The organism is Kitasatospora sp. NPDC059327 (genome assembly GCF_042752535.1).
In the GTDB taxonomy this organism is placed as follows: domain Bacteria; phylum Actinomycetota; class Actinomycetes; order Streptomycetales; family Streptomycetaceae; genus Kitasatospora.
Genome location: NZ_JBHYYB010000047.1, coordinates 47,724 through 66,261, shown reverse-complemented (window position 1 = coordinate 66,261; position 18,538 = coordinate 47,724). Strand labels below are relative to the sequence as shown.

Sequence of the window (18,538 nt, the reverse complement as noted above, 5' to 3'; positions counted from 1 at the left end):
TCCCCCCCCGCGGGCTGCGCCCCCCTCGTCCCCGTCGGGCGGGTGCGGGGGTGGAGGGGGCTCCCGTCCGGCCCCGCCGGTGTCCGGAGTCAGGCGCGGTGCAGGGTGATGGTCGTCCACGCCCCGATGTGGATCCGGTCGCCGTCGTTCAGCGGGATCGCGGTGTGCGGGGCGAGCGTCTCGGCGCCGCCGTTCATCGTGGTGCCGTTGGTGGAGTCCTGGTCGACCAGCACCCAGCTGCCGTCCGCCTGTTCGGCGAGCAGCGCGTGCTGGTGCGAGGCGCCCGGGTCCTCCGGCGGGACGGAGAGGTCGATCTCCGGCACGGTGCCGCGGTGCTGGCTGCGCCGGCCGATCCGCAGCTGGCCGCGGCCGGTCAGCGGGATGCGCCGCTCGGGGCAGTACGGCGGGAAGAAGAGACCCGTCGCCTCCGGCCCGCTGCGCGCCATCATGTCGGTGAAGTAGTCGCGGTCGGCCGAGACCACCGCGATCCAGTTGGTCCGCACCGGCTCGGGCGGGGCGGGCTGGTACGGCGGCTGCTGGGCCTGCTGGACCTGCTCCGGGTGCTGGACCGGGTGCTGGACCGGTGGGGCCTGCTGACCGTGCGGGGCGACCGGCGGAGCCAGGTTGAACGAGGTGCCGAACTCCCCGCCGCGCCCGGTCGGACCGGGCTGGGCGTAGACCGGTCCGGAGTCCTCGCGCGGCTGCTCCTGGTACGGGCGTTCCTGGTAGGAGGCCTCCTGGTACGGCGGCCCCGGGAACGGGCTGGCCGCCGGCTGCGGGTAGCCGTAGCCGGGCCCTGCCTGCTCCTGGAGGTGCGGCGGCTGGCTGGGCGGCTGCGGGCCGCCGTACGACGCCGGGATGTTGAGCGGGGGCTGCCCGGTCGGGGGCGGGCCCGCCGGGTGCGGGCCGGGGGCCGGGGGCCGGCGCTGCGAGGGCGAGGAGAGGTCGTAGTCGTACCCGCACTCCTCGCAGAACCGCCCGGTCTGCGGGCTGCGGCAGATCGGGCAGATCACCAGGCCCTCGGTGAGGTCGGGGAAGCCCGGCGCGGCCGGCCGGCCGGCACCCGGCTGCACCGGCCCGCCGAACGGCGTGCCGCCGTGACCCGGGTGTCCGTGACCGCCGTGCTGCGGCCCGGGCCCGCCGTGACCGCCGTGCGCCCCCGCCCCGCCGAGACCGTCGGGACCGCCGTGCTGCGCCCCGGGCCCGCCCGGAAGCGTGCCGGGCGGCGGCGGGATCGGCGGCGGCGGTGTCATCGGGAAGCCGCAGAAGTCGCACCAGTCCTCGGCCTGCGACTCATGCCCCCTCGGGCAGATCGGCATCAGGTCCCCCCTCGTTTCCAGCCAGCTGGGGCAGCGTCCGGCCGGGCCGCGGCCCGACCGGTACTTCAGCGGTCACTTCTTCACACGGACGGTTTTGGTCGACCGGGTCTCAAGGGTCATCGAGTCGGCCTCACTCACATTCTTACGGAACCGAACCGTACCCTCCTTCGGGTCGACCACATCCACCACCTTCTGCAACAGCTTGAACGTGCCCTCGTTCCCGGTCGCGTGCGCGATCCGGACGGCGGCGCCGAGCTTGGCGGTGGCGCGGTCGACGTCCCCGGCGCGGTGCGCCTCCAGGCCCTCCTGGATCGACGAGGCCAGCTCGGCCTGCCCGGTGTAGTGGGCGACCTGCGGGCTGATCCGGGTGGACGAGGCCAGGTCGTCCGTCCAGACCGCCTTGACCAGGCCCTGGGACAGCACCTCGGGGGTGTTCCCGCTCAGCGGCGGCAGGACGAGGCTGATCCGGGCGGCGAGCATCTCGTTGCCGACGGCGGCGGCCGGGACCTCCACGCAGACGTGGTAGTCGCGGCTCTCGTCGCCCCAGGACCCGGTCGGGTAGTCGCCGGCCCGGGGACCGGCCTCGGTGCGGCGGCCGGTCAGGTCCTCCACGGTGGGGGCGACCTGCTTGACGAAGGTGACCACGGCGTTGGCGGGCGTCCAGATCCGCAGCGCGACATCGGCGACCTGCTTGCCCATGGCGCCTTCCATCATGGCGCGGAAGTCCTCGGCCAGGCCGGACGGTTCGGCGACGATGTCGACGGTGCCGAGCAGCGCGGAGGAGATCTTGCGCAGTTCGTCCACCCGCCAGTCGGTGCCCACCCCCCGGCAGTCGGCGGTGAAGTGGCCGGATACCCGTTCGATGACGCGCTCCAGGTCGGCCGGCGACTCGTGCTCGTTCTTGCCGTCGGTGAGCAGGATGGCGTGCCGGATGGCGATGTCGCGGCGGGTGAGGAAGAGCGTGTCCGCCTTGGCGAGCCAGGTGCCCATCGCGGTGCCGCCGGCCGCGCTGAGCCGGCGCAGCGACTCCTTGGCCTGGGCCCGGGTGGCCGCCGAGGCGACCGCGAGGGTGCCGTCGCCGGGGTAGATGTCCCGGGCCTCGTGGGTGCCGGCCACCACGGCGAAGGCGACGCCGTCGCGGACGGTGTCGATGGCGGCGGCGGTGGCCTCCCGGGCGCCGCGCATCTTGCTGGCCGGGTAGTCCATCGAGCCGGAGCAGTCCACCATGATCACCACGGCGGCGGAGTGCGCTCCCGCGTCCAGCGGTCCGCTGTCGGTCACCCCGAGCGGGCGTCCGCCAGAGGTGCCGCCGCCGGTCGCGGTGACGGTGACGATGGCGTTCACCTCGCGGGCGCCGTCGGCGAGGAACGCGTTCTGGAAGATGTCCACGTCGAACCTGGGCAGGTTCGGCTTAGCCAGTGTTGCCATGGGCCGGTGGCTCCCGTCGGGTGGTCGGTCGGTGCGAACGGTCGGTGGGGGTGGGCGGTCGGTGGGGGTGGGCGGCGGCCGGGGGTCAGCCCAGCGGGGGGCGCGGCGGCTGCGGCGGGAGGCCCGGCGGGGCGGGGGGAACCGGCGGGACGGGCGGCAGGGGCGCGGCGGGCGAGCCGATCACCGGCAGGTCCGGCAGCGTCGGGTCGTGCTCCTCCTCGTCCCCGTCCGCCGGGGCACCGGCCGGGGAGGGCACCGGGGCGGGGGAGGCCGGCGCGGCCGCGGGGCGGACCACCGGCAGGTCCACCGCCGTGGCGGTCCGTTCGTCCTCGGCGTCCGGCCGCCCGGCACCGGCCAGTCCGGCCGGCGGGTCGATCGGCAGGACGGCGACGGTGATGTTGTCGTGCCCGCCGGCCGCGACCGCGAACTTCACCAGGGTCCGGGCGGCGGCGAGCGGCTCGGTCCGGGCGTCCTGACGGACGTAGTGGGCGAGGTCGGTGGCGGCCTCGGCGTAGTTCCAGAGGCCGTCGGTGCAGATCAGCAGGACACCGGGGACGTGCGGGGTGAAGTCCAGGGTGTGCGGGACCACCTCCTCCGCGTCCGCGCCGAGCCAGCCGGTGATGGCGTGGGCGCGCGGGTCCGCGTAGGCCTCGGCCTCGCCCATCAGCCCGGCCTCGACCATCCGGGCGGCCCAGGAGTCGTCCTGGGTGAGCCGGAACGGCTCGGCGGCGACCCGGTCGTCCGGGATCCAGTACGCCCGGGTGTCGCCGACCCAGCCGATGGTGACCCGGCCGCCGGACGCTATCGCGCTGACGTAGGTGCAGGCGGGGGCGTTGAGGTCGGGCCGCGCGGGCGAGGCGCCGTCCTCGGCGAGGGCGGCGACGGCGGCGGCGGCGGCGGCGATCGCCCCGCGCATCGCGGCATCGAAGTCGCGGCCGGCCTCCAGCGCGGTCAGCAGCGACTCGGACGCGGCGTCGACGGCGGTCTCGGAGGCCTCGTCGGGCCGGTCCGAGGAGGAGACCCCGTCACAGACCACGGCCACCACGACCGGTTCGCCGCCCGGCAGCGAGGAGGCGGCGACGGTGAACGAGTCCTCGTTGCGGTGGTGGCGCAGGCCCCGGTCGCTGACCCCGGCGACGCCCCCGAGGGCCTTCTCCATGTGGTCGCGCGGACGAGGCTGGGCGCCGCCGCAGGCCTCGCAGTAGCCGTCGGAGGTGACCTGCGGCAGGCCGCAGTGGACGCACCCGGGCCCGCCCTGCGCGGGTACCGCGGCCCCGGGCGCGGCGGCGCCGGACACCACCGGCACCGGGACGGTCGGCGCGTGGTCCGCGCCGTCGGCGCCCTGCGCGGCGGACCAGCTCGCGGGCATCGCGCCCGGAGCCGGCCGGCCGTTCCGGCTCGCGCCGCAGGAGCCGCAATAGGAGTCCTCCTGGTCCAGCGGCTCGGAACAGCTCTGGCACACGGTCTGCTGCGGCATTGGCTACACCCACGTCCTGGGGCGGGCACGGTTGGCCCGCTCCACCATCTCGATCCTGATCTCGGCCCGGTCGGCCAACCGGGCGAGTACCCGGTAGGACTGCTCCAGTGCGAGCCGCAGTTCCCGTTCGGCGGCCGGCCGTCCGAGCACGGTGACCACACCGGCCCCATCGGCCCCGCCGGCCACCCGCGCCACCTCCGTGCCGCCGGTCACCCGGGCCACCTCCGTGCCGCCGGCCTCGCCGGTCGCCTCGGGTGCGCCGGTGCCGCCGGGCGAACCGGCCGTCACCCAGCCGAGCGCGGCGTCGAGCACCTCGACGGAGAGCTCCTCACGGGTCCGGTCGTCGAGCCGCAGCGCGGTGAGCTGCTCGGAGGACGCGCCGAGGTCGGCGCCGAGCGGGTCGGTGGCGGGCCGTTCGCGCAGCCGGGCCCGGACGGCGGCGATCCGGGCGGCGGTGAACTGGCTGGAGGTGGCGGGCACCGACTCCAGCACCCGGACGGCGCCGGTCCGGTCCCCGTCGGCGAGGAGCACCCGGGCGAGGCCGAAGGCGGCGCTGAGGTAGGCCTGGTCGGTGGTCCACACCAGGCGGTAGAGCTCGGCCGCGTCGCCGCCGTCGCCGAGCAGTTCGGCGCAGATCGCGAGGGCGAGCTTCGGCGCGCTCTCGCCCGGGAAGGCGTCGTAGACGGCGTCGAAGGCCTCGGCCGCGGCGCGCAGCCTCGTCTCGTCGGGGCCGTCGTGCGGGCTGCGGAGGGAGTCGACCAGGGCGGTGAGGCCGCGGTACCAGACCACCCGCCAGTCGTCCGGGTGGTCCTTCTCCAGCGCGGTCAGCGTCCGGTCGGAGTCGGCGCGGGCCCGCAGTTCGAGGTGGGCGCGCAGTTCGCGCAGCCGGCGCTCGGCGGAGTCGGCGGGGGCGCCGGCCAGCGCGGTGAGGGCCTCCGCCGGGTCGGCCGCCAGCAGGGTGGCCAGGAAGCCGGCGTTCGGGTCGCCCGGGTCGACCCGGGGGACGGGCAGCGACAGGGCGGCGGCGGCCGGGTCCAGCGCGGTCACCAGCAGCTCGCCGGGGGTGACCGACGGGAGCACCAACTCGTTGTCGACCACCCGCAGTTCCGGGCCGAAGAGGGTGGAGGGCGCGGGCCTGGGCCGCTGGTCCTGGAGTGCCAGCACCTCGCGCAGCACGCCGGTGAGCTGGTCGGCCATCTCCTCGGCGGAGCCGAAGCGGCGGGCCGGATCCGGATCGGTGGCGCGGACCAGGAAGCGGTAGTACGACTCGAACGCGGCGAAGGCCGGCACCGACTCGGGGCCGGGCAGGCTGTCGCGGTAGGTGGTGCTGTAGCCCTGGAAGTCGAAGGTGAGTACGGCCAGGGTGCGGGCCACCGTGTAGAGGTCGGAGGCGGGGGAGGGGCCGTCGGTGGCGATCTCCGGGGCCTGGTAGCCGATGGTGCCGTAGATCGGGCCGTCGTCGTCGAGACGGCGGACCGCGCCCATGTCGATGATCTTGAGCGCGTCGCCGCTCTGGATCACGTTGTCGATCTTGAAGTCGCAGTAGACCAGGCCCCGGCCGTGCAGGTACCCGAGCGCGGGCAGCGCCTCCAGCGCGTACGCGATCCCCTGCTCCACCGGCAGCGGCAGCCGCCGGCCGTCCGGTGTCCGGCGCTCGTTGGCGATGTCCTTGAGCGACTTGCCGCCGACGTACTCCATCACGATGTAGCCGTCGGTGGAGCCGGTGCGCAGGTCCGGGTGCTCGGCGAAGTTGATGATGCGCACGATGTTGGGGTGGTCCACCTCGGCGAGGAAGCGCCGCTCGGCGACGGCCACCGCGAGCGCGTCCTCGTCGCCGGTGTCCAGCAGGCCCTTGAGGACCACCCACTTGTCGTTGACCCGCCGGTCCACCGCCAGGTAGATCCAGCCGAGCCCGCCGTGCGCCAGGCAGCCCACCACCTCGTACTGTCCGCCGACCAGGTCCCCCCGGCGGAGCTTGGGCGTGAACGAGTACGGCGTGCCGCACTTGGTGCAGAAGCCGTCGGGGCGCCCCGGCCGGCCGTTCTTCTCCCGGCCCACCGGGGTCTCGCACTTGGAGCAGAACCGCTTGCGCTCCGGCACCTCCGGGTTGGCCAGCACCGCCCGGGCCGGATCGGCCGCCGGTACGGTCGGCACCGTCACCAGACCGGCGCCGAGCCGGTGGCGGGTGCCCGCGCTGACGCTGCCCCGGCTGCTGCGCACCGACACCGAGCGGGCGCTGCCGGTCCGGGTGGAGCGGTGCGAGCGGGAGCGGCCGGACATCGAACGGGACGAACCGGTGCGGGTGGAGCGCGCCGAGTCGGGGTCGAGCCGGGCGGACGGCACGTACGGCTGGGTCAGCCCGGTGTCACCGCCGGGCGCGGTCAGGCCGCACTCGTCGCAGTAGCCGTCGTCGTCGATGGTCCCGGAACACTCCCGGGGGCACGGCGAACCGGGGCCCGCCGCTGCTGTCCTCACCGAGGAGGTACCGGCCGGCCGCGCCGCCGACGGGCCCGCCGCCTCCGCCGGGACACCGCTCGCCCCCGCCGAGGTACCGCCCGCCGAGGAGGCGCCCGCCGGAGCGAGCCCGCACTCGTCGCAGTAGCCGTCCGGGTCGATCGTCCCGTCGCCGGTGCACTCCGGCCGCACGCACGCCTGCGCCATGAACCTCAGCCCCCCAGTCCCTGTTGCTGTGTCTGTCCGTCGACCGGCCCGCCGGGCGGCTCGGCCTGCGCGGGCCGCAGTGACTGCTGGAAGCGGGCCACGGCGCCGGCCGCCGCCCGCAGGTCGCAGGGCGCGCTCCAGAGCAGCCAGCGCGCCTTCTCGTACCGCTCGATCACCACCGGGTCCTCGGCCACCCGCAGCCGGGCCGCCATCGCCTTGTACGCGTCCAGGCGCCCCCGCAGTTCGGCCCGGACGGCCAGCGGCTGGGTGACCTCGGTCAGCGACTGCCGGGCCCGGCCCAGCTCCTTGGCGGCCGCGTCCTCCAGCGCGTCCAGCAGCGGCGCCAGCCGGTGCCACTGGCCGCTCTGACGCAACTCCAGCGCCAGCACGATCCGTTCGCGCAGGGCCGAGGCCGGCCCCGGCACGGCCGGCACCTCGGTGGCGGCTATCTTCGCCAGCACCTCGCCGCGCGCCCGGCGGGCCTCCGCCAGGGTGGCGTCCGCCCGTTGCAGCAGGTCGCCGACGCCCTGCAGCCGCTCCTCCGCGTCGTCGCGCAGTCGCAGCAGGTCCTCCAGCTCCACCCGGACGCCGTCCAGCGCCCGCCCGGCGCGGTCGAAGCGCTCGGTGTCCACCACGCCGGACGGGGTGGCGAGCGCGGTGCCGTCCGGGCGGGTGCCGCGCTGGGCCGGTACCCGGGCCGGCCGCCAGAGCGCCAGCGGGTCGTCGCGGACCTCGGTCCGCAGCTCCGTCAGATCGGTCTCCAGCCCCGCCAGGTCGTCGCCGAGCGGGTGGCTGCCGGTGTGCACGCCGAGCGAGCCGGCCAGTGTCTGCACCCGGCGCAGTTCGGCCAGCAGCAGGTCGATCCGGGCCGGCAGCGCCGACCAGACGGCGTCGGCGGCGCTCACCACCTCCAGCACGGTGGCGTACCAGGAGTTCATCCTGGTCATCAGGTCGTCCAGGCTGATCCGCTCGACCAGCTTGGCGGGCGCGCCGAGCAGGTGCGGGCCGTCCGGTACCGCGCCGCCGGGCACGGTGACCGCCTCGCCGGTCAGCAGCTCGCTCAGCTCGGCGAGTTCGGCGCCGCCCGGCCGGCTCTTCCGGGCGCGCACCGCGCGGGCCGAGGCCAGCGCCTCCGAGTAGCGGTCGAAGAGCGCCCAGAGCAGCGGCAGTCCCTGTCCGGCGACGGACCAGCGCTCCTGCGTCCGCCCGGTGAGCGCGGCGCCGTCGAGCAGCCGAAGGCCCGGGTGGTCCTGGAGCGAGAGCAGCGCCGACTCGACCGCGTCGCGGTCCGCGCCGAGGCGCGCCAGCGCACGGTCCACCTCCTCCCGGTTCAGCACCGGGCCAGCGGAAGCTGCCAACGCCCTGTCTCCTTCGTCTCTGTCCTGGTTCCGCGGTCCTGCGTTTCCCTGCCCTGCGTGTGCGTGCCCTGCGTTTCCCTGTCCTGCGTTTCCCTGGTCCGCGTGGGGCGGGCCCTTGTTCCGTGCTTCCCGGTCCCGGGGCGATCCGCCCCGACCCTAGCCTGTGGCCGCAGGTCCGGACCGGTCCCGGGCGTCAACGAGCCGTCTACGCGGCGCCGCCCGGCCGGACCGCGCCGGACACCCCGGGACACCCCGGACGCCCCGCCGGGACCGCCGCGACCGTGCCGGTCAACGCTGCGTCGGCCAGTAGTGCTCCGCGTCGTTCAGCATGTACGGCTTGAGCCAGCGGTCGTAGCCCGCCCGCCAGGCGCCGCTCGCGTGGTAGTCGGCGAGCACCTGGTTCACCCGGGCCGTCAGGTCGGTGCTGTTCTTGAGCATCGCGATGCCCATCACCGCGGGCCTGACCTCGCCGTCCACCAGGCGCACCGTCTGGTCCTGGGCGGCCTGGCTGGCCGCGAGGCCGTCGTCGGTCATGGTCGCGTCGACCTTGCCGAGCTGCATCAGCACCAGGCAGTCGAGGTGGTTCTCCACCGAGACGATCTTCCCGACCTTCGGCCGGGCCTTCAGCTCGTCCTCGGCCGAGGAACTGGTCGCCGCGCAGACGGTCTTGCCGTCCACCGCCTCGTCGATGGTCTTCGCCGGGGACGACCGGGGGACCACGACGCGCTGGCTGGTGGTGAAGTAGGGCTTGGAGAAGGCGACCTGCTGGAGCCGGTCACACGTGATGGTCATGGTCCGGACGATCAGGTCGACCCGGCCCTCCTGGACGAACTTGACCCGCTCGGCGGTGGGGACCGCCTTGAGGGTCACCTTGTCCGGGTCGCCCATCACGGCGGCGCCGATCGCCCGGGCGAGGTCGATGTCGAAGCCCTCGATCTGGCCCGTGTTGGGGTTGCGGGAACCCCAGCGGAAGCTGTTCTGGTCGACGCCGATCACCAGGCTGCGCTTGGCCTTGATGGCCTTCACCGCCGGGCCGTCCTCGCTGCTCGGCGGCACGCTCCGGTAGACGTCGCAGTCGTTGCCGGCCTGCTCCTGCAGCGGTGCCTGCGCCGGCCGCGCGGGGGCGGCCGGCGGCAGGGCGGCGCCCTGCGGAGCGCCCGCGCCGAGCAACGCCGCGCAGGACGCCAGCAGCGCCACCGCCGTCACCGACCTGGCCCGTACCGTGGTCTTGCCCATCGTGTCCGTCCCCCCTCTACCGGTACTCGGCCAGTCGGCGGCCGAGGCCGCGGACCGCCGAGGCGGCCGCCACCAGGGCCAGCACCGCGACCGCCGCGGCGGCGGTGCGCAGGTCCCCGTCGGTGCCCTCGGCGGCCCGCTTGAACTGCCGCAGCTCGGTGTCGGCGGCCCGGGCCAGCGCCTGGTCGACGGCGTTGAACGCGGCGTCGGCGCTGTTCGGCACGTCCGCCTCCTTGACGGTCACCGTGGCGTCCAGCGCGCCCTGGTAGTCCGCGTCGGCGTTCTCCAAGGTGCTCGCCGTCAGGTGTCGTTCGCGCCACTGCTGGTACTGCCGCTGCGCCTCGTCGATGGCGGCCCGGGCGTCCGTCGGGGCCAGCCGCCGGGCGTCCGGCAGGGTGCCGGAGTACCGGTCGGCCGGGGCGTTCGCGGCGGACAGGTGCTCGGTGGTCCTCGCCCAGAGGTCCGCGTACTGGGTGCTGGAGCCGCGGGCGACGAAGTGCAGGTTCTCCGCCAGCCGGGCGGTCAGCACGTCGACCCGGGCGGCGTTGAGCGCCCGCAGCGGACCGGCGCCCTCGCGCTCGCTGGCGTGCAGCGCGGAGTTCGCGCCCGTCCCGGTCACCGTCAGCCAGAGCACCGCGGAGAGCACGGCGGCGGTCGCGCCGACCAGCCCGACGTTGAACACCCGGTTGGTCCGCCGGTACAGCGTCATCTGCACCCCCACCAGGGCCGCGAGCGCCAGCACGCCCAGCCCGTACGCGGCCCACGGGACGGCCCTGGCCTCGGCGTAGTCGTCCGCGAGGGCCTGGTTCTCGGCGGCGCTGAGGGCGGCGGCGGCCGGCAGCAGCACGGTGCGCATCTGGTCCGAGGCGTAGCGCAGGTAGGCGCCGCCGAGCGGGAAGCCCTGGCGGTTGTCGGCCCGCGCGCTCTCCACCAGCCCGGCGTACACCGGGACCTGCTGGTTGAGCGCGGTGAGCCAGCCCTGGGCGGGGGAGGAGGCGGTGGTCCGCGCCGCCGCCTCGGCGATCAGCCGGGACGCCGTCGCGAGGTCCTTCTCGTAGCGGTCCCGGACGGCCTTCGGCTCGGCGCCCGCCAGCAGGAAGCCGGTGGCCGCCGTGGTGTCCGCGTCGGCCAGCGAACGGTGGATGTCGGCGGCCGCCTGGCTCAGCGGCTGGCTGTAGGAGACCACCCGCTCCGCCGCCTGCGCGCGGGAGTTGACCTGCCAGGCGGTGAGCGCGCCGAACGCCACGGTGAGCACCGTCAGCAGGGCGCCGGCCAGCCGCAGCCGGCCCGGTGCCGTCCGGGTGGCCTGCCTCAGCCGCCCCACCGGGCCGGTCCGGCGGACCGCGGCCGGTCCGCCCGGCCGAGCCGGCGCCACCGTGCGGGGCCGCTCCGTACGTACTGGTGTCGCCACCGGCCTCACCCTCCCCTGTGGCGGGCTCCGTCCTCCGGGGCCCGGCCTGTGCCAGCAGTATGGCCGTCACTCCCCGCGGCCACACCCGACTTGCGCCGATCTTGAGCATCTCCGGGCCCGTGCTCCGGGCCCGTGCTCCGGGCCCGCTCCGCGGGCGTTCTTCCGATCAGCGGTGCCGGCGCCGCCGAGTGCCGTCCGGGACCGCCGCCCCGGCGGTGGGGGCGGGCGGTGATCGGGTCGACGCGGGATGCACCCTATGCGGTTCCCCGGACAGCCGGAGGGGAGGGGTCCGGTTGTGCCGTCCGGGCCTCCGGGAGGGGCCGTCCGTACCATGGCGGCATGCGCCTTCTGGGAACGATCACCGCCGACCGCCCGCTGCTCGTCGTCGCCGTCCGGGAGGAGGCCGTGTACCTGGGGGACCGGCTTCCGGTCCTGCTGACCGGCATCGGCAAGGTCAACGCGGCCGCCGCGCTGGCGACCGTCCTCGCCCGCGGCGAGCACCCCAGCGAGGTGGTCAACATCGGTACCGCCGGGGCCCTGCGCCCCGGCTGGGAGGGCACCCACACGGTCGTCCAGGTGATCCAGCACGACCTCGACAGCCCCGCCCTGCTGGAGCTCACCGGCCGCACCTACGGCGCCCCGCTGATGGTCGGCAAGGGCGACGGCCCGGTGCTGGCCACCGGTGACCTCTTCGTCTCCGGCGCGGCCGCCCGCGACCGCCTCGCCGAGCACGCGGACCTCGTCGACATGGAGGGCTACGCCGTCGCCACCGTCGCCCACCGGGCCGGACTGCCCGTGCGCCTGGTGAAGCACGTCAGCGACGAGGCCGGCGAGGGCGCGGCGCACAGCTGGCGGGAGTCCGTCGACGACTGCGCGCGCCACCTCGCGGACTGGGTCCACCACCAGGGGTGGTGACGGTCCGCCGGGGCGGGCCCGGCGGTGACGGCCTGCCGTGACGCGGCCGCGCCGCCCTGCCGGACGCGGTCAGACGATGGTCCCGGTCGGGGCGGCGAAGATCTCGGCCGGGCCGAAGTCGCTGAAGGCGATCTTGGCGACCACCGGCTTCCCGTCCACGGTCAGCCGTTCCTCGACGTAGCGGGTCCGCCCCTGCGCGTCGATCCACTGGTCCAGGTCGAGGCCGGTGACGCCCTGGAGCTTCGCCGCCGAGCTCGTCGCGCCGGACGCCCGGGCGAGCTGGTCCTGGTCCAGATGCCCGGCGAGGTGGAAGACCGGTACGCCGTCCCGGGTCTCCATGCCCTTGCGGGCGGCCGGGCCCTCGGCCAGCAGCACCGAGGCGTAGCCTCCGAAGTCGAACACCGAGCCCTCCGAGCCCTCGCCGGACCGCCGGGTCCTCAGCCAGGAGCCGGTGGCGTCGTGGCCGCGGACGTACTCGGCGTCGGCGGTGGTGACGAACTCCAGGGTCGTGCCGTCGGGCCGCTTGATCTCCCGGTGGCCGGTGTACACCGTGTTGAGGTTCTGCCGCGCGGTGATCACGCCGTCGCCGACGCCGCCGGTGCCCCGGACCGAGACCGCGTACGGCTCCTTGCCCGCCTTCGCCACCGCCTCCGCCGGGTCGAAGGCTGCCGGCCCGCCGGTGCCGGCGGAGGCGGTGGCCCGGTCGCCGCCGTCGCAGCCGGTGAGCGCGGTCAGCGCGGCGGCGGTCAGGGCGGCGGCGAGCAGGAGGTTTCGGCGCACGGTGGAACGGCTCCCTCTGGGGTCGGTGGTCGCGGCGGCCGAGCCTGCCACGAACCGGGGCCCGCGTCGACGTGGTTTCTCCGGGAGGTTCCTTCCTCCGGAACCGATCTGACGCAGCGCCACTAGGGTGGGGATGTGACCGACACCACCGCCGCCGGCAAGCCCAGTGACGTCCGCCCGCCCGGCATCGAGGCCGACGAACCGAGCACCCTGCTGACCTTTCTCGACTACCTGCGCGAAGCCGTCATCGGCAAGACCGACGGCCTCACGGACGAGGACGCCCGCCGCCCCGGCGTCGCCTCCGGCACCAGTCTGCTCTGGCTGGTCCGGCACCTCACCGCGGTCGAACTCAACTGGTTCCTCTGGGCGTACCGCGGCGAGGGCGGCGAACCGCGGGACGACGACGCGCCCTCGCCCGGCGACGAGTCGGTGGCCGGATCGGTCGCCGACTACCGGGCCGCGATCGCCCGGGCCAACGAGGTGATCGCCGCCGCGGCCGGTCACCTCGACCGGCCCGGCGTTCGCTCGCTGCGCCCCAACGCCCCTGCGCCGTCCATGCGGTGGCTGTTGGTCCACATGATCGAGGAGACCGGCCGGCACGCCGGTCACGCCGACATCCTTCGTGAACAGCTTGACGGCGCGGTCGGCCGGTAGCGGGGGCGGGTGCGCCCGCGCCTGACGGTCAGTGGAATACTCCCCCGCGCACCGCGGCGCCGCTCTGTCGGCGCCGCGCGTTTTCACACAGGGGGATTCAGAAGTTCATGTCATCGTCAGGTAGAACCACGCGTTCCGCTCGGGCCGTTCTCGGGGCGTCGGTCCTCGCGCTCACCCTGCTCGGCACCTCGGCGTGCGGGCCGGACAACAGCTCGGCCGACTCCGCCGCCGTGGCGGGCGCGCCCGATCTCGGCCTCCCGTCCAATCTCGACGACCTGAAGAAGTGGAAGTTCGAGGACTGGGAGAAGTGGGCGAAGGACTACGCCCTCCCGGCCGCCACCAAGGGTTTCTGGACCCTGGAGAAGCTGCTCCAGGCCAAGCCGGACGAGCCGATCGCGCCGCCGGCCCCGCAGCCCGCGGGCACCCAGGCCCCGGCCCCGGCCCAGCCGTCGCCTCCCGGGCCCGCCACCTCGGCGCCGGGCACCAAGCCGCCGGCCGGCCAGCCTACCCAGCCGGGGCACCCGACCACGCCGGCGGCGCCGAAGGCGTCCGGCACCCAGCAGCCGGCCTCGCAGGCCCCGGCCCCGCCCAAGCAGCCTTCGCAGCCGCCCGTGGCTCCGCAGCAGCCGTCCCAGGCACCGGCCCAGCCGCCCGCGCAGCCCGGGCAGCCGTCCGCCCAGCCGGCCCAGCCGCCGGCGCAGCCGGCCGACAACGGCAACGACCCGCTGCCGAAGACCGTCAACGCCCAACCCCTGCAGCACCCGTACACCAAGCTCGCCGTGCACGGGAAGCTGTTCGCCGACGCGCCGGGCGCCGGTCCGGCGGCCGCGGCCGGCCTGAACCACGCGCAGTGCTCCGCGACCGTGGTGGCCGACCCGGCCCACCCCGGCAAGAGCAACCTGGTCTGGACGGCCGGCCACTGCGTCCACCAGGGCAAGGGCGGTTCGTTCTACAGCAACATCACCTTCATCCCGGCCTTCAACAGCAACGCCGCGCTGAGCGGCGGCAAGCAGGCGGACGAGTCCCAGTACGCGCCGTTCGGCATCTGGGGCGCCACGCAGGCCGTGACCTCCCCGCAGTGGAAGGCCGAGGGCGGCAAGACCGGCGACGCGGCCACCCACTACGACTTCGCGATCGTCCGGGTGAAGCCCGCGGACGGCGCCAAGTCGCTGGAGGAGACGGTCGGAGGTGCGGTGCCGGTCTGGTTCAACGCCCCGCGCGACCAGCTGAGCATCAGCGAGTACGGGTACCCGGCCGCCCCGCCGTACGACGGCATGGAGCTGAACCGCTGCGAGAGCGGCAAGCCGGGCCGGCTGTCGTACGAGCCCACGCGTCCGCCGATGCTGGTCATCGGCTGCACCATGACCGCGGGCTCCAGCGGCGGCGGCTGGCTGGCCGTCAAGGACGGCAAGCCGGCGCTGGTCAGCAACGTCTCGGTGGGCAAGCACACCGGTGACCCGATGTACCAGGCCGGCCCGTACCTGGACGACGTCGCGGCCGGCGCGTACGACTTCCTCTCCAAGAAGGGCTGAGCCCCCGGCGGGTACGTCCTGCCGCTGCCGCGCGCGGCCGGCCACGACGTCCGGGTGCTCACCCGGGACGGGCGTCCGGACGCGGACGGCGTCCACCACGTGACCGGTGACCTGCGCGGACCTGGGAGGCCTCCCCGGCCGAGCGGGTGGGGTGAGGGGCCGCCGCCGGGCCGTTCCGCCGGACCCGGGCTGTCGGCGCGGGCGCCTAGGGTGGCGGGCATGACGTACTCGCTGCTCGCCGCCGTCCGGGCCACCGCCGTCGCCGCCGACTTCCTGCTCTGGCCGGGCGACTTCGACCTCGGGCGGACGGAGCACGTGGAGGAGGTCGTGCTGGCCTCCGGCGAGCCGTTGGAGCCGATCGCGGGCGACGGCGCGGGCGGCACCTACTTCTTCTGCGGGGCCGGCGGCGAGGAGCGGCCCGTCCTCTACGCCGACTCCGAGGGCGGCGCCGCCCTGGTGGCGATCGGTCTGCCGGAGCTGGTCCGGCTGCTGCTGACCGTGCCGTGGTGGCGGGACTGCCCGGACTTCACGGCCGAGGAGAGTGCCGAGGCGGCCGAGCAGTACCTGGAGGACGAGCCCGGCCTGCTCGCCGAGCGGGACGCGGCGGCTGCCGCCCTGGGGCTCGAACTACCCACCGAGGCGGAGGCGTTGGCCCGGCTCCACGCGGTGGCCACCGGGCCGGGGCGGAGCGTCGTCCTGCTCAACGCGGTGGAGCGGACGGCCTACGGCGCGCTGATCGGCTGACTCTCCGGCACGCTGGCTCTCCAGCCGGTCGACCGGACGGCCCGGGCCGTCCGGTCAACCGATCGCCGCAGCCGATGCGGTCGTGGCCGCCGCCAGGACGGCCCCGGTGGTGACCACCTTCGCGAACCGCATCGCGTGCAGCACCGTGGCGGTGGCCCGGGCGAGTTCGGCGGCCGGGACGGTCACCCCGTCCGGGCCGACCATGTCGAAGGTGTGCATGGCATCGGTCGGGAAGATCGCGTCGTACCCGAGGTTGCCCGCCATCCGCGCCGTCGTCTCGTTGCACACATTGGTCATGATCCCGACGATCACCACCTGCCGGGCGCCCCGCTCCCGGAGCCAGGCGTCCAGGTCGGGGGTGCCGTAGAAGGCGCTGTTCACCGGCTTGGTGATGTGCAGGTCCGGCCGCACCCGCGCGACCACGTCCTTCAGCTCGTACCCCGGGGTGCCCGGCACCAGCGGCCCGGACTTCGAGGCGTGCTGCACCACGACGACCGGGCGGTCGGTGGCCTGCCAGGTGTCGATCAGCTCCCCGATCCGCCGCTCGGCCGACGGGTTGTCCCGGCTGCCCCAGAACGCGTGGTCCTCGAAGCCCTTCTGGACGTCGATGACGACGAGAACGGCGTCGGAGTCGATGGTGAGCGGGGCGTCGAAGGCTGCGGTGTTCGTCATGGGTCCAGCGTGCCGTCGGCCGGGCACCCGTCGTGAGGGGCGCTGCCGCCACCCATCGATCGATTCCTGCCAGGCGGTTCGCCGGTGCGGCGGTCCGCGGTTCCCGGGTGCCGGGCCCGGCCGGTGGCCGCTCTCAGGGCGCCAGCACCTCGTCGAGCCGGGCGCCCCGCGCGGCCAGGTCGGCGACGGCCAGCGGCCGCGCGAGGTCGGGCGCGAAGTCCGCGACGGCGGCCCGGCACTCCTCGGTGAAGTGCACCGTCCCGTCCGCGTCGACGCGTGCCACCCCGTCGCGCCGGCCGGCCCGCTCGTTGTGGCCGACCGCCTCGGCCAGGTCGAGTCCGGGCGGCAGGTCCAGGGCCACCCGCCCGTCCGCGATGCGTACGGGGTACCCGCCGGGCAGTCCGTTCGGGGCGGGCACCGACCAGCGCAGCGGTGTCCCGCCGGGCAGCAACGCCTCCAGCACCGGCAGCGCGGACGCCACCGTGACCGGGTTGTACCGGGCTCCCGGGGCCAGCGCGGGGGCCCGGTAGGCGGAGGCGTCCTCGCGCCGGCCCTCCTCCCCGAGGAAGACCCGGCAGCGGTCGTCGGGATCGGCCGGCTCCCGCGACCGCATGACGTCGAAGACCTGCGCGTGCTGCGCCAGCACGCGGATCAGGGGCAGGTCGCCCTCGGGCCGGGCCGCGCGCAGCGCCGCGCGGGCCCGCAGGAGCACCATGCCGGCGTTGCCGAGCCCGAGCGTGGGCGCGAGCCCCAGGCGTTCGAGTACCGGCCCGGTCACGTCGGGGAAGGACAGGTTGGCCACCGGCCCGGTCCAACCGGCGGCCCGGACGGCCCTCATCACGGCGAGCACGACGGGCAGCTGGTAGGGGAGCCGGAGCCCCAGCCCGGCGTCGAGCACGCCGCGCACCCGGGGGTCGTCCTCCCGGCCCGCGAGGGCCCACGGCCCCTGGAGCGCGGCGCACTGGACGACGAGGTCGGGGGCGGTGCGGCGCAGCAGGTCGGCGATGTCGTCCTGCCGGAGCGCGTCCAGAACCACCGGCTCCACCAGGCAGTCGGCCGTGGCGGCGACGACCGCGGCGCTCTCCCGGACCCCGGCCGTGGAGCGTCCGGCCAGGACCAGCCGCCGGACCCGGCCGCCGGCCGCGAGGCCCAGGGCGAGCCGCTGTCCCACGTCACCGACACCGATGATCAGTACTGTGCTCATCGCGCGACCGTACCCGCAACGGCGCCCGGTGCGGGGCGGGTTCGTCGAACTCCGGGGCGACCGGCCGGCTGGTGCCCGCCCGGCGGGCGGCCCCGGAGCGTCCCGTCCGGACCGGCCGTCCTAGATTGCGGCCATGCGGACTGTGGGTTGCCTGATCTTCGACGGCGTGCGGGCGTTCGACTACGCGGTGATCGGGGAGGTGTGGTCGAACCGGGTCAGCCGGCCCGGGCTGCCCGGTTTCGAGCTGCGGGTCTGCGGGCCGCGGGGCGCCCGGGTGCGGCTCGACGGCGGCCTGGAGCGGGTGCCGGACTTCGGCCTGGAGATGCTCCGGGAGTGCGATCTGGTCATCGTCCCGGGGGTGGAGCGGGTGCACGAGGCGCGCGACCCGGCGGTGCTCGCCGCGCTGCGCGACGCCCACGGGCGGGGCGCCACGGTCGCCGCGCTCTGCGCGGGCGCCTTCGTGCTCGCGGAGGCCGGCCTGCTGGACGGCCGGACCGCCACGACCCACTGGGCGCTCGCCGCCGAACTGGCCCGGAGCTTCCCGGCGGTGGACGTCCGCCCGGAGGTGCTCTTCACCGGGGAGGGTGAGCTGTGGACCTCCGCCGGGGTGGCGGCCGGGATCGACCTGTGCCTGCACCTGGTCCGCGCGGCGCACGGTCAGCAGGCCGCCGCCACGATCGCCCGCGCGATGGTCACCGCGCCCTTCCGGGCGGGCGGCCAGGCCCAGTTCATCCCGTCGCCGGTCCCCGAGGACGCCGGCGGCGACGCCCTGGCCCGGGTCCGTGCCGAGATCCTGGCCGCGCTCGACACCCCGTGGACGGTCCGCGGGATGGCCGCGCTGGCGGTGATGTCGGAGCGTTCGTTCGCACGCCGCTTCGTCGGGGCGACCGGCACCACGCCGCTGCGCTGGCTGTTGGAGCAACGGGTGCTGCTGGCCCAGCGGTTGCTGGAGGAGACGGACCTGCCGGTGGACGCGGTGGCGGTCCGGTGCGGGTTCGGCGCGGCGGTCTCCCTGCGGCCCGCCTTCGTGGCCCGGGTCGGGGTCGCCCCGCGCGAGTACCGCCGGGCCTTCCGGGGGCGCGAGGAGGACCGGGACCGGACCGGCTAGGGCGGGGGCGGGTCGCCGGCCCCGCGCAGGGCGAGGTCG

General features: G+C 75.6%; 15 protein-coding genes. 5 read left to right on the top strand and 10 right to left on the bottom strand.

Annotation, left to right across the window (positions count from 1 at the left end):
- Nucleotides 1–89: 89 nt before the first annotated feature.
- The 7 genes from ACFXHB_RS26185 to ACFXHB_RS26155 all read right to left on the bottom strand — a co-directional run bounded on the left by ACFXHB_RS26185 (nt 90) and on the right by ACFXHB_RS26155 (nt 10,890).
- Entirely contained in the window at nt 90–1,319 is a 1,230-nt protein-coding gene (locus ACFXHB_RS26185) for an FHA domain-containing protein (RefSeq protein ID WP_380577073.1), read from the bottom strand.
- 72 nt (nt 1,320–1,391) lie between these two features.
- Nucleotides 1,392–2,747 carry a VWA domain-containing protein gene (locus tag ACFXHB_RS26180; protein WP_380577072.1) on the bottom strand — a complete coding sequence of 452 codons (1,356 nt, stop codon included), beginning with the start codon at nt 2,745–2,747 and terminating at the stop codon, nt 1,392–1,394.
- An 85-nt stretch (nt 2,748–2,832) separates the two neighbouring features.
- Complete coding sequence (locus ACFXHB_RS26175) at nt 2,833–4,224, bottom strand: PP2C family protein-serine/threonine phosphatase (protein ID WP_380577071.1); 1,392 nt, start codon at nt 4,222–4,224, stop codon at nt 2,833–2,835.
- 3 nt (nt 4,225–4,227) lie between these two features.
- Nucleotides 4,228–6,885, bottom strand: a complete 2,658-nt coding sequence (locus tag ACFXHB_RS26170; RefSeq protein WP_380577070.1) for a tetratricopeptide repeat protein — start codon at nt 6,883–6,885, stop codon at nt 4,228–4,230.
- Between the two features lie 5 nt (nt 6,886–6,890).
- Nucleotides 6,891–8,243, bottom strand: a complete 1,353-nt coding sequence (locus ACFXHB_RS26165; RefSeq protein WP_380577069.1) for a hypothetical protein — start codon at nt 8,241–8,243, stop codon at nt 6,891–6,893.
- Between the two features lie 288 nt (nt 8,244–8,531).
- The gene (locus ACFXHB_RS26160) at nt 8,532–9,479 is read right to left on the bottom strand and encodes a glutamate ABC transporter substrate-binding protein (RefSeq protein ID WP_380577068.1); all 948 of its coding nucleotides are present in this window, start codon (nt 9,477–9,479) and stop codon (nt 8,532–8,534) included.
- 16 nt (nt 9,480–9,495) lie between these two features.
- Nucleotides 9,496–10,890: a hypothetical protein gene (locus ACFXHB_RS26155; protein ID WP_380577067.1), complete on the bottom strand. Its 1,395-nt coding sequence runs from the start codon at nt 10,888–10,890 to the stop codon at nt 9,496–9,498.
- Nucleotides 10,891–11,229: 339 nt separating this feature from the next.
- Here ACFXHB_RS26155 and ACFXHB_RS26150 point away from each other — a divergent pair, with 339 nt between their 5' ends.
- Entirely contained in the window at nt 11,230–11,805 is a 576-nt protein-coding gene (locus ACFXHB_RS26150) for a nucleosidase (protein ID WP_380577066.1), read from the top strand.
- A 69-nt stretch (nt 11,806–11,874) separates the two neighbouring features.
- On the opposite strand, the gene ACFXHB_RS26145 is transcribed toward ACFXHB_RS26150, so the two are convergent.
- Nucleotides 11,875–12,585, bottom strand: a complete 711-nt coding sequence (locus ACFXHB_RS26145) for a hypothetical protein (RefSeq protein WP_380577065.1) — start codon at nt 12,583–12,585, stop codon at nt 11,875–11,877.
- 135 nt (nt 12,586–12,720) lie between these two features.
- Between ACFXHB_RS26145 and ACFXHB_RS26140 the strand changes: the two genes are divergently transcribed.
- From ACFXHB_RS26140 to ACFXHB_RS26130, 3 genes are all read left to right on the top strand, one after another.
- Nucleotides 12,721–13,239, top strand: a complete 519-nt coding sequence (locus tag ACFXHB_RS26140) for a DinB family protein (RefSeq protein WP_380577064.1) — start codon at nt 12,721–12,723, stop codon at nt 13,237–13,239.
- A gap of 107 nt (nt 13,240–13,346) precedes the next feature.
- Nucleotides 13,347–14,771, top strand: coding sequence for a hypothetical protein (locus ACFXHB_RS26135; protein WP_380577063.1), 1,425 nt, complete (start codon nt 13,347–13,349; stop codon nt 14,769–14,771).
- A 219-nt stretch (nt 14,772–14,990) separates the two neighbouring features.
- The gene (locus tag ACFXHB_RS26130) at nt 14,991–15,515 is read left to right on the top strand and encodes a hypothetical protein (protein ID WP_380577062.1); all 525 of its coding nucleotides are present in this window, start codon (nt 14,991–14,993) and stop codon (nt 15,513–15,515) included.
- 54 nt (nt 15,516–15,569) lie between these two features.
- Here ACFXHB_RS26130 and ACFXHB_RS26125 read toward each other — a convergent pair whose 3' ends face one another.
- Nucleotides 15,570–16,187 (bottom strand): cysteine hydrolase family protein, encoded by a 618-nt coding sequence (locus tag ACFXHB_RS26125; RefSeq protein WP_380577061.1) that lies wholly within the window; start codon nt 16,185–16,187, stop codon nt 15,570–15,572.
- Nucleotides 16,188–16,320: 133 nt separating this feature from the next.
- The gene (locus ACFXHB_RS26120; RefSeq protein WP_380577060.1) at nt 16,321–17,391 is read right to left on the bottom strand and encodes a hypothetical protein; all 1,071 of its coding nucleotides are present in this window, start codon (nt 17,389–17,391) and stop codon (nt 16,321–16,323) included.
- Between the two features lie 133 nt (nt 17,392–17,524).
- Here ACFXHB_RS26120 and ACFXHB_RS26115 point away from each other — a divergent pair, with 133 nt between their 5' ends.
- Entirely contained in the window at nt 17,525–18,499 is a 975-nt protein-coding gene (locus tag ACFXHB_RS26115; protein WP_380577059.1) for a GlxA family transcriptional regulator, read from the top strand.
- The last annotated feature ends 39 nt before the right edge of the window (nt 18,500–18,538 follow it).

Coding starts and splice junctions, on each gene's coding strand:
- ACFXHB_RS26185 (WP_380577073.1), bottom strand. CDS start 1,319: ATGCCGATCTGCCCGAGGGGGCATGAGTCGCAGGCCGAGGACTGGTGC.
- ACFXHB_RS26180 (WP_380577072.1), bottom strand. CDS start 2,747: ATGGCAACACTGGCTAAGCCGAACCTGCCCAGGTTCGACGTGGACATC.
- ACFXHB_RS26175 (WP_380577071.1), bottom strand. CDS start 4,224: ATGCCGCAGCAGACCGTGTGCCAGAGCTGTTCCGAGCCGCTGGACCAG.
- ACFXHB_RS26170 (WP_380577070.1), bottom strand. CDS start 6,885: ATGGCGCAGGCGTGCGTGCGGCCGGAGTGCACCGGCGACGGGACGATC.
- ACFXHB_RS26160 (WP_380577068.1), bottom strand. CDS start 9,479: ATGGGCAAGACCACGGTACGGGCCAGGTCGGTGACGGCGGTGGCGCTG.
- ACFXHB_RS26150 (WP_380577066.1), top strand. CDS start 11,230: ATGCGCCTTCTGGGAACGATCACCGCCGACCGCCCGCTGCTCGTCGTC.
- ACFXHB_RS26135 (WP_380577063.1), top strand. CDS start 13,347: ATGTCATCGTCAGGTAGAACCACGCGTTCCGCTCGGGCCGTTCTCGGG.
- ACFXHB_RS26130 (WP_380577062.1), top strand. CDS start 14,991: ATGACGTACTCGCTGCTCGCCGCCGTCCGGGCCACCGCCGTCGCCGCC.
- ACFXHB_RS26125 (WP_380577061.1), bottom strand. CDS start 16,187: ATGACGAACACCGCAGCCTTCGACGCCCCGCTCACCATCGACTCCGAC.
- ACFXHB_RS26120 (WP_380577060.1), bottom strand. CDS start 17,391: ATGAGCACAGTACTGATCATCGGTGTCGGTGACGTGGGACAGCGGCTC.
- ACFXHB_RS26115 (WP_380577059.1), top strand. CDS start 17,525: ATGCGGACTGTGGGTTGCCTGATCTTCGACGGCGTGCGGGCGTTCGAC.